The sequence below is a fragment of the Rickettsiales endosymbiont of Stachyamoeba lipophora genome, assembly GCF_003932735.1.
In the GTDB taxonomy this organism is placed as follows: domain Bacteria; phylum Pseudomonadota; class Alphaproteobacteria; order Rickettsiales; family 33-17; genus RICK01.
Genome location: NZ_CP033611.1, coordinates 1613505 through 1628760 on the forward strand (window position 1 = coordinate 1613505; position 15256 = coordinate 1628760).

Sequence of the window (15256 nt, forward strand, 5' to 3'; positions counted from 1 at the left end):
ATAAAACATTAAATTAGTATTGACATAGTATTAACTAGATGTTAATACTATGGTCATTAATATACAAAATGGTTTAAAAATGGTTAAAATTATATCTAAGAATACATTACCAAAATTAGGAGCTGTACTGGCAGTTGTTCCGGTAGCAGTGGTTGATATTTTAGTTTCAACTTATCAATATACCGGTCCTATTTTAAAAAAATCTGGAAGACTTATTAAAAGAGGAATTAATGATGTAATAAGTTCTCTATTCAAGACAGATGGTTATCTCTCATATGATAAGGCTGAAGATATATTGAGTACAGCAGGTATTTTTCTTTTAAATAATACGCTTATACTTGGTTTCTGGCTTGCTGCTAGCCTTGCTGAGGTGGCATTAGGTATTGTTGGTATGCCTGCGAGTCTTGTTCTACCTGCGGCAGGCGCGGTAGTTAATACGGTAGCAAATCTTAGTAGGGCTTTATACAATGGAGAAATTAATACTCTTCCACGTGATATAAGCCCTGATGTACGACCTGATTGGAATTTCAATATTAAGACCTTTTCATTTGCTTCATTTGCTGAAGTTGAACAACTTAAACAAGAGAATAATACAGCAGGGATTATTCGTCTATAATTAGCTATTACTCCAACCTAATTAATATTAACCTGCATTATGTTTAGTTATAATGCAGGTTAATATTTTAAATATATTTTTTATCCTATCTTATTACTTAGTTAATCTCATTTAAATCGATAATAGGCATATTATCGATTTAAACCATTTTGATACTCCAGGGTATTACCCTTGCTTCTTGAACTTCCTAGAATTACTATTGGATTGATCATAGCATTACTGTATATACTCTAAAATTTGTTTTACTCTATCTGCTATGCCTGCAGGTTCGATATTAATTAATTCATAACCAAAATCATTATAAATTTGCTCATGAATTTGCTCAAATTTCCTTGCTTCTTCAAAGCTTATTTTTCTAGCTTCAGTATTTTCAATAAAGCCTAAATTACGAATGAAAAACACTTGAGTTTTATAAATATTCTTATCTTTTATCCTGCTAAGTTCTTTAGTTAAACTATTTGGAATCTTATAGTATGATGCGTCCTCAGTCGAGAACAAGCCGAAGAGGAGGCCTTAAATAATGTTATACTTTTGAGAAGCAATAGACACAAGGTTGATTAAATTTTAGTTAACGGAGAGAAAAGTGAGAAGATCAAATAATCCTAAAGGTAGACCTAGATCAAAATCTATATTAGCTGAAAGCGAGATTAATGAGTTACTTCCACTTTCTTTCCTTAGCTTTTCTAATGAAGCAATAATAGAATATCTTGGCGTTTCAAATGATACCTTTTATCAGAGAATTATAAACCAACCAGCTGTACAAAAAGTACTACAAGATGGCATTGCTTTAAGACATACAATCATTAGAATAAAACAAATGGAAGTAGCAATGAATGGTAACGTCCAAATGCTAATTCACCTGGGCAAATCAGAATTAGGACAAATTTATAATAAAGAGTCTATTCAAGAAATACAACAACCCGAAAGAACTAAAATTGATGATATCACTTTAAGAGCAATAGCTAAGAATATTTTTCAAGAGAAATAATGGTTTTTTATTAATGGTTACAATACTTAATGATTATTACCTATCCAGCTAAGCAATTCTTTATTAAGCAACTCAGCTTGCTCATATTGTGGAGCGTGTCCACTTTGCTCAAAAAGTTTTATAGTTAAATTTTTAAATTTATGCTTTATTTCATTCCAAGAAGAAAGAGGTGCTACAAGAAAATCATACTTGCTAAGTACAAAAAAGATGATCTTGCCAATTAAGCTGCGTTAATTCATATTTTCCTACCATTGATATAACTACCACAGCAAAACACCATGCTTGTATACATGTAGTTTATACTGATATTAAAGATCTGAAATAGCAGTAATTTATAGATGCAACCTCTAATAAATATATTTTTCCTCTATATACTTTAGAACAAGATTTTTATGATATTCCTATCTGGATGTATACGCTATTTGATGAACCTATTAGCTTTTGGAAAAGTCATGCTTATGCAGTGGAAATTGATAAAGAAACTAAAACTCTTATAGTTCTGGGCGGAATTAAATGGGGATTCCGGCCTTCTTATTTCAAATTACGCCCAACAGCTACTATTTCTTCTGCTTTATTAAAGGATGATTGGCATAGAGATTGGGAGCTACTTAGGCATAATTTTAAAGATTATAAAATAGTCATGAAATTTTGATAGGTTCTTTTAAATTCTATTCTTCGATAGTTTAAAATCTTCTTATATTAAACGAGAGATAAAACTTATATTATTTGCTATATTTATAAAAAGGTAAATTATTAGAATAATGTGCCTTTTGACTCCTCTCATCTTACAATCAGAATTTCATAACTTATTGATACTTGATAAAATATAGTTGCATCTATTTTACCGTTAATATCTCATTTCAATCTGTACTACATTCTGGTGATATATAATCTATCTAATTGCCAATTAGCTACATTGCTAATTGTTAATTATTATGATATTACTTATTTAGTATATATAACTTCGTATTAAGTATTAAATTTGTAACTTTATTATAGTTTTTTATGTCTAATTCCATAAGCCACCTCGTATTACAAGCCAAAACTAGGCAGCAACCTTATCTGGACCTTACAGATCAAGATGAAATCACATTAGCAGACTTAAGAACCGCTCAAAACAAAAAGGAATTAGAGGCATTATATCTCAAAGGATTATATATTAGGCAGAATAGACTAACTTTAAATCAAGATCTAGCCCAAATAATTAATGAGTTAAGCAAAAATGGTGCTAGAGAAATATTAATCTTTTTTGATAAAGCAACTCAAAATATTAGCTCGGCAGAATTTAAAGCTTTTTTAAGGCAATATAATATTTCAATCAACTTAATGATAGCCCCGCTTCCAAGCATCAATAATGTAAATCGACCTATCAGCTTTACAAGCTTGACCTATCCAGATTCTCCCCATTCTACAGCAAATGGTATAATTACATATCCTAATAGGGAAAAGGTTGCCTTGTTAAATGATATTGAGGCTAACAATATAATTTTAGCCAATCATCTAGCAAAACAAGAAGCTGTGATGCAAAACTATAAATTCGATCTTGAACCACCAGCTTATATCCTATCAAGTAATGATCAAACAGCACAGAAGCGCCTTAAACAACAGCGACCAGCTGAATTAGAGCTGCAGCAAGAAATGGACATGGAAATAGATGCAGAGATTGAATTAGATTTAGAACTGAGTTTAGAGGAAGAAACCGAGCAAGATGTTGATATTGATAGCGAGCAAAGCAATAACCTACTAAATAAAGACCAAGCAATACGGAAATTAACTGAATTAATTCAGTATTCTTTTGATGAGCATTATATAGCTTCTTATACTGGATTAGGTAAAAAAAATATTTGTAGCAAGGCTGCTTACTATGCTTATGGAGTAATAAGCAGAATTTTTGATAATCCAGATATTACTAAAATTAGCATTCAAGCGCTAACTAAGATCTCTAAAAACCCAGCTTTATTTATCAATGGCTTGAACATAGAAAATCTCCCAGAGGGATTTGCTGTTAATAAAGAAGGAGCTATATTTTTATCTGAGATACGAGCAAGAGCTAAAAATAAATTCACCTTTAATATAGATAATCTTCGTCCTTCAATTTCTTCGCCATTTCATTATACGTTGTTACCGCTTGTAACCAGGCGCCATCAGCATCTAAAGGACATTAAAGCTGACTCGCGGCTAAATCAAAAACTTCATCCTGCCATCAAATATCTTACCGAAAGAAATAGCGCTCTTGATCTACCAATCGCTCAATTAGCAGAATTTTACAATGTGAAGCGGTGTTACAGTTCAACCAAATGGAAAGCTCAATTCCCTCTTCATACTCCAGAGCAAATTAAGAGCCATTTTGCATTTGCTACATGTTATAATTTAGATAGCTTAGAGTTACCTCATCGCAATGTTAATGAATTTAGAGCTTCTTTGCCTGCGAGTCTTAGGCAGTATGCAATTCTTATAAATGATAAAATATTTAACACTATTCTACAGCAAGGTGGAAAAGCAGGATTATATAAATTTACAGAAATTTTGCTAGAATTAGACAAAAGAAATCTAACTGAATCTTTTTTAAAAATCATTGAATCTAATAAATATATTCAAGATTTTGGCTATCTAATTAGCGAAAAAGGACTACTTTTCTTTCAAAAATTATTTCTTGAGATTTTACCTGTTAACAATAATGATCAAACGATAGCAGATCCACATAAATTACGTTTTTTCCAAAATATTTTACAAAAAACTACCGCACATAGTACAGACATAGAAGGATTATTTTCAGGCTTAGATGCATTATATTCTAAGTTTCATGAATTTCTCATTAAACAAGAAATTACCGATGAACAACAGAAAGAAGTAATATGGTCTATATTAAAAGATATAATCATTAAAAAAATAATACCAAAAGATGCTATTATTACCTATATAAATATTTTAACAAAGTTACCATATGAAGAGTATATAAAAGTATTATGTGAAAGCAAATTAAAAGGTACTCATAATTACCAAGTATTATTTGAAAGGTTAATGTTCATAATTGAAATGGCAGCTATTCGTGGCAACCTATATGAACAAATGCATTACTTGCAAAATAATGATAGTGTGTATCCAATGCTTGAAGATAACATTACACATAGTCGTATTAGGGAGTTTGGAGCTAATATTACACATGAAAGTTGCGAGTGGAATAAAAATATCAGCATTAATCATAGCACTCACCAAAGGATAGATGCGCATATTTTGCTGGCTGAAACTCTTGAAGATATTAAATCTAAAGAACTATTTACTAAGGCAATGCGCTTTGTTGCTTTAATTCCACCGCATCAGCGTGCCTCTCTTGCTCATTATCAACAATATTTAGCCTCTAGGAAGGCTTATGGTAATGAGAAAAAATTTTTTTCTGTCTATTCAGGTCAAGATCCTTACGCTTTTAATCAATTTAGCACAATAGAACAATTTAAAGTATTTAGGCTTACAAATTATGAAGAGGAAGCAGTATTAAAAGGATCTAGAACCATACAAGAGATAATGGAAGCTGCAAGAACGCATCCCAATGAACAATATAGATTTAGTGATGAAAATTGTAGCAATGATGGAATAATCTTTGACAATATCAATCTTATTAGAGGTTTTACAACTAAACAATCTACCCAAAATATTAAATTAATAGCCTTAAATATATTAACTTCCACAGGAGAGTATTATAGTAAAGATTATCCTGATCAGGAATTTTCTTCTTATCTTTCTGCTTTTAATATTTTGTTATCTCCTACTAAGACTAATCATAATGTTATGCTTGGTGCCATTTCGCCTCAACGTGATCAAAAATATCGTTATTATAAACAAGCTATTACTGAATATGAAATAAATTATAAAAAATCGCCTTTAGGTCAACTCGATAAAGACGCGTTAAGAAGAAAATATCAATTACAGCAAAAAATCATTAATAGTTTTCTAAGCATCCATAAAGATAATCCTGAGTTTAACTTCAGTCAATTGTTTGCGCTTGGCTTAATTAGCAGTGAAATGCAAGGGTTAATTACCGAAAATCCCACAGCCAAAGAAGCAACTGAAATTAATGCAGTTGTTGCAGAAGCCAAGCAATTAACTAGATATGATAGCTTTTTTACACAGTTATTACGTATTGCTATTTCCCAGCAAGCTACCCGTAATATCTGCAATAATGCAACTAATATTCCTGGTGAATTAAGTCAGTTATCCGAACTGAGAGCTAGAGCTCTTAATGCCAAAAATGTTCTTCAAAGCTTAAATCAAACTATTGTAGTTAATGGCCAAGGCATAACAGCTCATCAATACCTAACCTTAAATGGTGGTAAACCGGAATATCTCCCATTTTTTGCGTTAGTTAATATTAATCATAGTGGCAATATTAAACAACAAATTGATGAGTTACACAATACTCTAGCCAATATCTCCCCGCAAGTAATCGAAAAATTTATTACTGATCTAACCAATGCACAGCTTCCATATCAGAATGGCGGCATTCGATCAAGGACAAGCTGGCCTAAAATAGATATTCAGGAATTAACTAGTCATAAATGCGATAATTTATTTACCCCCTATCAAAGAGATTTGCACCCAGTTCAGGAGGCTACAAAATATAATGGCATTAGTTATCAAATTACTTATAGCCTACCAATTAAGCTAGCTGAATTTATTAAAGTTTACGCGCATCCTACCAATTATAAAGATAACGGGAAATATAGAGAACTTAATCAGCAGGAATTAATTAGCAAGCTGATTAATTCAAATTATATCGAAGAGGAATTACTCCCTAGCTTGGGTCATAACAGATCTAACCCAGATTTTATTAAGCAAGCCTCACATGATTTAATTTATTGTATCTTAAAAACTCGCGCCACTCGTGAAAAAGGCTGGAAAGAGCATACAAAACTATTAACCGACCTAGTATTTGATTCAAATAGAAGTTTAAAAATACAATACGCAGAAATAGAAGCTAATTTACGTAATTTACGAACAATTTTTAATATTATAAGAAAGCAACATGGTGAGCCAATTGCAACTCAAGAAATTCATGCAATTGTCAAAGCATTATCACGTCCACCGAAAGCTGAAGGCAAAGCATTAACCAAAATATTTGCATTTTTAGCTGAAATAGATCCTAATAAACTAAGTTACAAAAATTTTACTTATAGTCAGTTAATTAACTCAGCTCCCGCTTCATTAATTAAAAATAACTTTCCTACTTTTAAAATGGCAACTGATTTATTACTTAATCTTGCAAATAATAGGCTGAAGCCAGAGGATTTATATAAGTTAGTTGATAACTTATCTGTAGATGAACTAAATAATTCTATATTTAAGAAAATTATCAAATACTGCCAACAGAATAAAAACTACACTTTAATCACAGTACTTTCTAGCATAAAAGTTAAGCCTGAGTATCAAACCCAGCTAGTCAACATACTAACATCCTACGACATAAGCATATTACAACAAATTCAAAATAATCCTTTAATTAATCTCAAAAAATTATTTAACGAAGGCAAAATAGCAAATGTTAAATATATTATAGATATTGCCTTGAAGCTGGGCATAACTGGCGATAGAGCAGTCCAATTTATTGAAAAACTAAATAAGCAAAATAACGACTATGTTCAAGTAGTAGCATCTTATATTAATGAATATCAAGCTAAAAATTCAATAGATTACCTATTTGAGGTGGTATTAAGTAATAATAGTAAATCCCAATTAAAAAACAAACTTCATCTTATATTCACGCAAGACACTTCTAGATTCGATTATGATGAAACCAGAATCATCGAACTTATTAGACAAATTAAACATAAAAGAGCTGACAATGAAAGTAGCCCTTTATTATTAATAGAGGAGAAAGAGCTATTACGCTGCTTTAAAAGCTTAATGAATTTCATGAAAGAGCAACCTATTGTTAAAGATAAGAAAGGTAATAATCGAGCCATTTGCAAGCTTAGCTCTCTGGAAATCCAGGAACTCGTTAGACATTTAAAACACAGACGCATGCATTTAAAGGGGCATTCTATATTGGAAAAAAGAATGCTTGATCTTCAATTTACGGCATTAACTCTAGAGATGCTATATAGAAATACTGGAAAATTTCCACGTGATACGCAGATTTTAAGTATTCTGAATAGCATGATTCATCATAGTGATATGATACAAGAGATTGCTACTGGGCAAGGTAAATCTATCATTACAGCTCTACATGCTTCATATTTATGGTTTACTGGGCAAACAGTTGATGTGGTCAGCTCAAATAGGTCTTTAGCTGCTCATGATTTGGCTGAATTTTCTAATTATTATAATAGCCTGGGAATCGAGTATGGCCCTACCATAATCACTACCACTTCTGAACCAAAAGATTATAAAAAAGGTGGCATAAATTATTCAACACCATCTGATATAGCATTATTCCGTGCAAATATTGAATTTTATCCAGAAAGTAGAGATGCATCATTAAACCACGATCGAAGTCTGGTTTGCGATGAAGTAGATGCTGCATTAACTTCAGAATTAAACTATAGGCTTGCCTGTTCAATGTTAGATATTAATAAAGATGCTACCAGAGAACTTTTTAGTAATATTCTTTCATTTGCTGCTTCTCCTACCTTTATGTCTGAGCACGTCGCAAGAAAAGATGATGTATTTAATCTAAAGCAATATTTATATTATCAATTTCAGCTAGCAAAAGGAAGTTTATTCAAATGGCCGCTAAAGATTAACCAAGTTAATGGATTAAAACAAAGCAACAAAGTAGAAGACCGTAATCTTTACCTGCTTTATCAGGCTTTACACAAAGCAGAATTATTAGGTGAGCAGCAAGAATTTGAATTTTTTGATACTTTATTAGATTCAGCACTTGAAGCTCAACGCTTAACGGAGGGTAGGGATTTTGTACTACCACCCAAAGCAGCAAATGATCATAATGCAAAGAACTTAAAAGCCATACCTTTAATAGAAAATAGACCAAGCCTGGGGTCTGTATTTGGTAAGGGAGTACAAGGATTCTTACATATCATTCTTGAATCGAAATATCCAGATTTAAAAGGTAAATTCCAAATATCACCGCCTTCAGCTACCATATTTAATATTACTGCTAAAAATTTCTTTGATTATTATAGACTTACAGGTGGAAGAATAATTGGCCTAACTGGGACTGCGGGCACCAGTAGTGACTTAAAGGAATTTAGAAGAATTAATAAGATCGAAGCTTATTCCCATCCTCGCTTTGAAAAAGATGAACGTAGAAAGATTCCTTCGCAAATTACTGCCAATAATAAGGCGCAGCTAGATTTTTTAACTGGTAGGTTGCTTGCAACTTATACAGCTAACCAAGCTGAAAACGATTTAAATAAGATTAGACCTATTATTATTTTTTGTACTGACCCCCAAGAAGCAATTAAAACTTTTGAAAAATTAAAAGCTATATTACCCACTACAGTAAGAAATTTGCAATTATTTGCAGCAAGTGATAAAGATACTGGCTCCGAAAGTGAAGTTATTAAATCTGCGGGAAGTAATAATTCTATTACTGTAACTACGCCTATGTTAGGTAGAGGAACAGATTTCTTTACAAAGCACCCTCAAGGCTTCTTTGCATATAATCTCTGTACTAAAATTACTGCTAATGATTTAACACAAATGTATGGCAGAGTTGGACGGAACGGAATGCCTGGTGAATTCCGATCAATCTTTAATGCAGAAGAGTTTATAGATCCTCAGCAACTATCGGAACTACAAGCAGATGATACTATGAAGGCTGTAGCTCATGCAAAAAGAGTACAAAGATTGCGTAATCAACCACTTAGTGATGTGCTTATTTATTTTAATCATGTCTTTGCAGGAAATCATATTTTAGCATGCCAAGCTAATGAATTTATTAATAAGGCTTGGAAAAAATTATTGAAAGAAAACAATACTAACACTAACCAAGAAAAGGAAGGCTTGCTTGCATTAAGAGCTCGATTGGTAAAAGTTGTCCAAGAAAAATATAAAGATGCAAGTAGCAAGTTAGAGCAATTTCTAGCCCAAATTGATAAAGATGAACTGGTAGAAATTCGATTAGATGATAATGAAGAGATAAGCTTACACCTTGCAGATATTACTAGCCAAGCAATCACCCCAACTTATAACATTCCAGTTATTGATTATAGCTATATTTTCGAGCAGGAAAGTGTTACTTTAGAAGCAACACAGCGATTTGATAAAATCAATCAAGAATTAATGGCAATTATTAGCAACGCTAATAATACTGATTTGGCTAAAATAGATGCACTTTATGCAGAATGTAATCAAATATATACTAAGCATCCTGAGCTTCAATATGATAACATTACAAAACAGTTCAAAATGCTATCTCAGGTTTTATTAGAACAAATGGATGCTGAATTATCTTCATATCAGATAGCCGAAAAGTTATTAAGGCTGAATAACCAACATGTTTTACTGCCCTATGCTAAGAAATTAGCTTACCAAATTTTGCCCTCTCCCGAGCAAGCAGAAGCAAAATTAAGCGCAAAAGTGACACAGCAACCTGAGTTATCGCAAGGGTTTTTGGCTACCCCTTCTTTGAGTTATTTATTTGCAAAAAATTATTGGAAAGATGTTAGAAAAGAAGCGGGATTTTCAGCGCCTATTACTTTACTTCTAGACTCTAAGGATCTTAATACTTTATCAATCAAGCAAAAGAACTTTTACCAAGATGTATGGATGGTTCAATCAGCTATCCTAGCTACCCATATTTTTACTTTAGAACATGCTCCGCTAAAAGTTACTAAAAATATAAAAATTAAAACCGAAGGTAGCTCGCCAGCTTTAATGGTTCCTGGGCTGCAAGATTCTTATAAATCATATTGCCATATGATTAAAGGCAAGAATACAACAAAAATAAAAAGATTTATAGAAAACTTTAGGGATATTAAAGATTTGAATATAAATGCCCTAGAGTTAGGTGCATATCAAGCTATCATGATTGGAACTGATTCTGATTCTGATAGTGGACATGCAGAAACTATTCTAACTAACGGTAAATTATTATTTTGGATTAATCGTGGAGCCGGAGCAAAAACTCCTGGTATCGAAATATTCCAAATAACACAAAATATGGACGAGTTAAAAAAAGTTCTTAATCAAATCCAACAAAAAAATGTAAATAAAGTAATTTACTCTCATGAAGAAATGCAAGCTGATATTAATAATCTATGCAAAATTGCAGATCAAGAAGAACAGGTGCAACCGATCCGTATAATTTCAATGAAAGGTCAAAAGATAGGCAATTGCGGCTGGACCCAAAGCAAAGCAGTAGTTAGAGCTGCCATGATTGCTGATATGTTAGAAGAAAGTGATGAGCTACCAGATATTTCCCCTGCCAAATGGCAAAGAATTCTACAAAGTTCTAACGAACTTTACAAAGATTTTACTACTTTTAATCGACTTCAGAAAGCTGAGGAAATTTTACTCAGTATTAATGATCAATATCAAGCACAGTATCTAACTCAAGAGCAACAAAACAGAATTAAAACATTAACCGATTTTAAGATAATTCCATCTTTACCTCATAAGTTTATTAAAAAAATTGCTCAATCCTTAATGCAAGAGAAGGAACTAAGTGATAAATTTCGTCATAATATTTACTCCCAACAAGCAAAGAAAATTGCAAAGTTTTTTTCTTGCTTATCTGATAATATGGTTAGTAAAATCACGGTTAGCGAAATCAAATCTTCTATGATTGAGGGAAAGCTTCCAAAGTTTTCTAATTTACTTAGATTAAGTAAAGATAATCTTACCAATGAACAACAAAAAGAAATATTTGATTGCTTTATCCAATTACAGCAATCTGATAATAATTTAATTAAGATAAATAAGTTAGAATATGTACAAAACCTCATTACATTACTGACTGAGAATTATCAATATACAATATTACATTATCTTGCAACGATGGAAGAGTCGTTTCTTAGTGAAGCATTAATTAGCACCTCACTAGCAAGCTTTCCTGCAGCCGAACCTATTTTTATTACCTTTGAGTTAGCCAATTTGATTAGCCAGTATTCTGCTACTGAGGATAATAGGTTAGCAATTTATAACTTTATTAGTAATTATTTATCTAACATCTATAAAAATGAAGATAATACTCAATTAGTAAATTACAAAAACTGGTTAGATTTACTATTAAGCAATAATACTAATGACAAAATTAATGGAATTACAGGTTTAATCAACTCTGATATAGCAGGTATCTATATCTCAAAAATAGTTACTAAACTTATATCACCTGAATTATCTTTTGAATTAATGATCCAGAATAGAGACAATGTAAATGAGAAGATAATCAGAGCATTAAAAAATGAGCTTAATAACAATCAAAGCGAGCAGCTTATTAAAGAACTCCTGCTAAATTGTATTAAGCAGGCTGAAAATGATACATCCTTAGAGAGCATACAATCAATTCAAACTTTGTTGAAATTATTAACTACCAATTTTGAAGGAGAGGTTCTAGCTAATTTAAATATCTTATTAGAAAATAACATTGATGATAACTTATTAAAAACTATTATCACCAATCTTTCTACGCAAGATTTATTGATCAAAGAATGCCTCGAATTAAATAATATAATTGGATTAAATAGAATCATAAATTTAATGACTAGCAACCCGTTAGAATTTAATGGAGCAGAATTTAGTAAATTAATTGCTGCTAATCTTCCTAAAATTATTGCACGAACAAAGTTAGCTGATAATCACTTTGTACAAAATGCTTTTGATTTAGCTGCAGAAAATTTATATAAAACCGCAATGAGGAACAATCAACTAAATGAACTTGATGCTGTTGGGGAATCAGCATTACATCGAGTGGCAGATTCCAATTCATCGGAAAGATTAAGAACCTTACTCGATAAGCAAGAGATAGAAATTGACATAAAAGATAAAACCTTAGGTGCTACACCCCTTCATTATGCTATTTTAACTAAACAAGCGAAAAATATTAAATTAATTTTAGATAAAGGCGCGAATATTAATATTGCTGATAATGAAGGAAACACTCCTTTGCACTGGGCAGCTTTATACGGTACACCTGAAATCATGTACTCATTGCTAATGAGAGGAGCTAATTTGCTTGCTACTAATAATGATAATAAAACTCCTTCTGACTTAATTAACGATGTTGTTCTTAAACTTTCCTTAGGCAGAATGAAATCATTATCTTTAGATTTGACTTATTTTATTAAATCCTATGATGGCAGCTTTTTAAAAAAAGATAAACTGCTGCAGGATATTTTAAAAAAAGCAGATGCTTCGCCACACGGAACAGCAGCAGAAAAAGAAAGTTATAAGGAGTTTGCTACTAGCTTTGTTGAAGAATTTTATAATAGAGGAGATGTTAAAAAGGCACTAAGCAATAGTACAGGTGTTAAAAATATAGTTATACCAGGCCTAGTGGCTGGATTAATGGCTACTGGAATACTTTTGGTTCTTACCGGACCATTAGTAGTGCCTGCTTTACCTATCATTTTAGTTACTGCCATCGCTGCCGCAGGAATTGGGGGTATTAAAATGCTGGTTAAAAATAAAAACATTAATAAAGAGTTTAAAGCTAAATACTCTGATCTACTGAACGACAAAAGTAGAGGCAATCCAGATATCTCATTAGGTACATAAAACATGTTTATTTCAGATAGCATTTGTTGTAATCCTTCCATTCACGTAATTTTATTAATGCCAGTTTTGGATAAGAGAAGGAATAAATAAAAAAGACTGATAATTAAGGGGCTAGCGACAACCTTGATTAGGTATCAGCCATAGGAAAAGATATCACAACATTATTTTGCTTATTCTGCTGCCAAAAAGTTGAAACTATCTCTGTGAGTCTCGCACTTACCCCAGGTCAAAGAAATGATTTACAGCCCTAATTCAGAGCAACAAAAATTATATGAAAAATATTTAATTAATAGTGAAAAAGTAACACCAGAACTATTACAAGAAAGTGCTAATAAAGTTAAAGAATGGACCAAACAAGAGTGGCAAAATTCTTACCAAGAATTTGAAAATTTAAACTTAGAGTCCAAGAAGGCAATCTTAGAAGGTTTAGCTGTTGATTCTGATCAAGTGCAGCAATTAGTAAGAAAACACTATATACAAGTATCAAAGTTCTGGACCCCGGATCGAGAAAGCTATAAAGGGCTTGGGCAGCTCTATACAGAACATAAAGATTTTGTGAAACTTTATAACGCTGTTCATCCAAATTTAGCTCAATTTTTACAGCAAGCTATAGAAACTTTTGCTGAACGGGAACTATAGAAATAAGGGGGAAAATAATCTAAATTTCTCCCTTTTGTTATATTGATATAATTTATTTGGGTGCTAGGTCTAATGTTATGGTGGCTGATTTTAGCTCTAAATCTTAAGCTGTTATTGGTAAATACTTCCATATCTGATAAGCTCATAAAAAATTGAAATGGAGGTTTTATAAAAAATAAAGACGCCGTTTATAAAACATATGAAAAAATAGTTGATTGGTTCGATGAGCATCGTAGCAGGGATCTATTCGAAAAAGCTTGGCTAGATAAAGCAATTGCTTTGCTTTCTAAAAATCCGCATATTCTAGACTTAGGCTGTGGTATGGGCGATCCTATAATACCTTACTTTTTAGAAAAAGGTTGTGCTGTAACTGGCGTAGATGGTAGCGCGAAACTCATAGCCCTTGCAAAATCACGCCACCTTGAGGTCAAATTCATTATTAGTGATATGCGAGGCTTAAATCTTGCTCAAAAATTCGATTTAGTTATTGCATGGCACAGCTTTTTCCATTTATCCCAAGATGAGCAGCGAGCAATGTTTAAAACGTTCACCTCGCATTTAAAGTCTGGAGGTGCTTTACTGTTTACATCAGGGACAGAGGCTGGAGAAGAATGGAGCAATAATGGTGGCGAGAATCTTTATCATGCTTCACTTTCACCTGTTGAGTATAAAGAAATATTAAAACAACATGGATTTACGGTGATTGATTACAAGATCTCCGATCCGGAGTGTGGGTATGCTACCTTTTGGCTAGCAAAGCTAGAGAAGTAGTTTGATTAATATAAAAGATTATTTGACATGTACTGATATTTCTTGCGATTTTATATTATGGAATAATCTATAACAATTGTAGGTGCAATTGTTGAAACTGATCAATAGAAGTTTTGAACGCCTGATCGAGAGAGCTACAAGGGACTTGGCTAATTATATAGTGAGCGTGAGGATTTTATTAAATTCTATAATGCTGTTCATACAGATCTAGCACAATTTTTACAGCAATCTATCAACATTTTTGCTGAACGGGAATTATAGTAATAAGGGAGAAAATAATTCTCGCTTTCTCCCTTTTATTTTAAGCCAAAAATCTTATTACTAAACAGCTCATTAAAACCAATCTTTTTATCAACACTAAGCCCAGCTTTAGAAGCCTCTAAAAAACAGTAATCTACTCCACATTCTTTTGCCTTATTTAGAGCATATTTTATCATAATGCTTGCATATCCTTTACCTTGGTATTGAGGTAGAGTTCCTACATCATCAATTTTTGCTATGTTATTATTAATAGAGAGAGTGATAGCAGTTACAGGGGTTGAATCCATAAATTCAAGCTAATACTAAAA

8 protein-coding genes are annotated in these 15256 nt (G+C 32.1%); 6 read left to right on the forward strand and 2 right to left on the reverse strand.

What is annotated here, in order from left to right:
* Positions 1-49: 49 nt before the first annotated feature.
* Positions 50-616 carry a hypothetical protein gene (locus tag EF513_RS07305; RefSeq protein ID WP_125216740.1) on the forward strand — a complete coding sequence of 189 codons (567 nt, stop codon included), beginning with the start codon at positions 50-52 and terminating at the stop codon, positions 614-616.
* A 216-nt stretch (positions 617-832) separates the two neighbouring features.
* On the opposite strand, the gene EF513_RS07310 is transcribed toward EF513_RS07305, so the two are convergent.
* The gene (locus EF513_RS07310; RefSeq protein WP_125216741.1) at positions 833-1114 is read right to left on the reverse strand and encodes an AAA family ATPase; all 282 of its coding nucleotides are present in this window, start codon (positions 1112-1114) and stop codon (positions 833-835) included.
* Positions 1115-1199: 85 nt separating this feature from the next.
* On the opposite strand from EF513_RS07310, the gene EF513_RS07315 reads away from it, so the two are divergent.
* The 5 genes from EF513_RS07315 to EF513_RS07335 all read left to right on the forward strand — a co-directional run bounded on the left by EF513_RS07315 (position 1200) and on the right by EF513_RS07335 (position 14687).
* Positions 1200-1604, forward strand: a complete 405-nt coding sequence (locus EF513_RS07315) for a hypothetical protein (RefSeq protein WP_125216742.1) — start codon at positions 1200-1202, stop codon at positions 1602-1604.
* 409 nt (positions 1605-2013) lie between these two features.
* Positions 2014-2256 (forward strand): hypothetical protein, encoded by a 243-nt coding sequence (locus tag EF513_RS07320; protein ID WP_125216743.1) that lies wholly within the window; start codon positions 2014-2016, stop codon positions 2254-2256.
* Between the two features lie 353 nt (positions 2257-2609).
* Positions 2610-13277: an ankyrin repeat domain-containing protein gene (locus tag EF513_RS07325; RefSeq protein ID WP_125216744.1), complete on the forward strand. Its 10668-nt coding sequence runs from the start codon at positions 2610-2612 to the stop codon at positions 13275-13277.
* Between the two features lie 234 nt (positions 13278-13511).
* Positions 13512-13916: a TipAS antibiotic-recognition domain-containing protein gene (locus EF513_RS07330; RefSeq protein WP_125216745.1), complete on the forward strand. Its 405-nt coding sequence runs from the start codon at positions 13512-13514 to the stop codon at positions 13914-13916.
* Positions 13917-14123: 207 nt separating this feature from the next.
* A complete protein-coding gene (locus EF513_RS07335) occupies positions 14124-14687 on the forward strand; it encodes a class I SAM-dependent DNA methyltransferase (RefSeq protein ID WP_277592639.1) in 564 nt (187 codons plus the stop codon).
* Positions 14688-14983: 296 nt separating this feature from the next.
* Here EF513_RS07335 and EF513_RS07340 read toward each other — a convergent pair whose 3' ends face one another.
* Complete coding sequence (locus tag EF513_RS07340) at positions 14984-15235, reverse strand: GNAT family N-acetyltransferase (RefSeq protein ID WP_125216747.1); 252 nt, start codon at positions 15233-15235, stop codon at positions 14984-14986.
* Between the last annotated feature and the right edge of the window lie 21 nt (positions 15236-15256).

Coding starts and splice junctions, on each gene's coding strand:
- EF513_RS07305 (WP_125216740.1), top strand. CDS start 50: ATGGTCATTAATATACAAAATGGTTTAAAAATGGTTAAAATTATATCT.
- EF513_RS07320 (WP_125216743.1), top strand. CDS start 2,014: ATGTATACGCTATTTGATGAACCTATTAGCTTTTGGAAAAGTCATGCT.
- EF513_RS07325 (WP_125216744.1), top strand. CDS start 2,610: ATGTCTAATTCCATAAGCCACCTCGTATTACAAGCCAAAACTAGGCAG.
- EF513_RS07330 (WP_125216745.1), top strand. CDS start 13,512: ATGATTTACAGCCCTAATTCAGAGCAACAAAAATTATATGAAAAATAT.
- EF513_RS07340 (WP_125216747.1), bottom strand. CDS start 15,235: ATGGATTCAACCCCTGTAACTGCTATCACTCTCTCTATTAATAATAAC.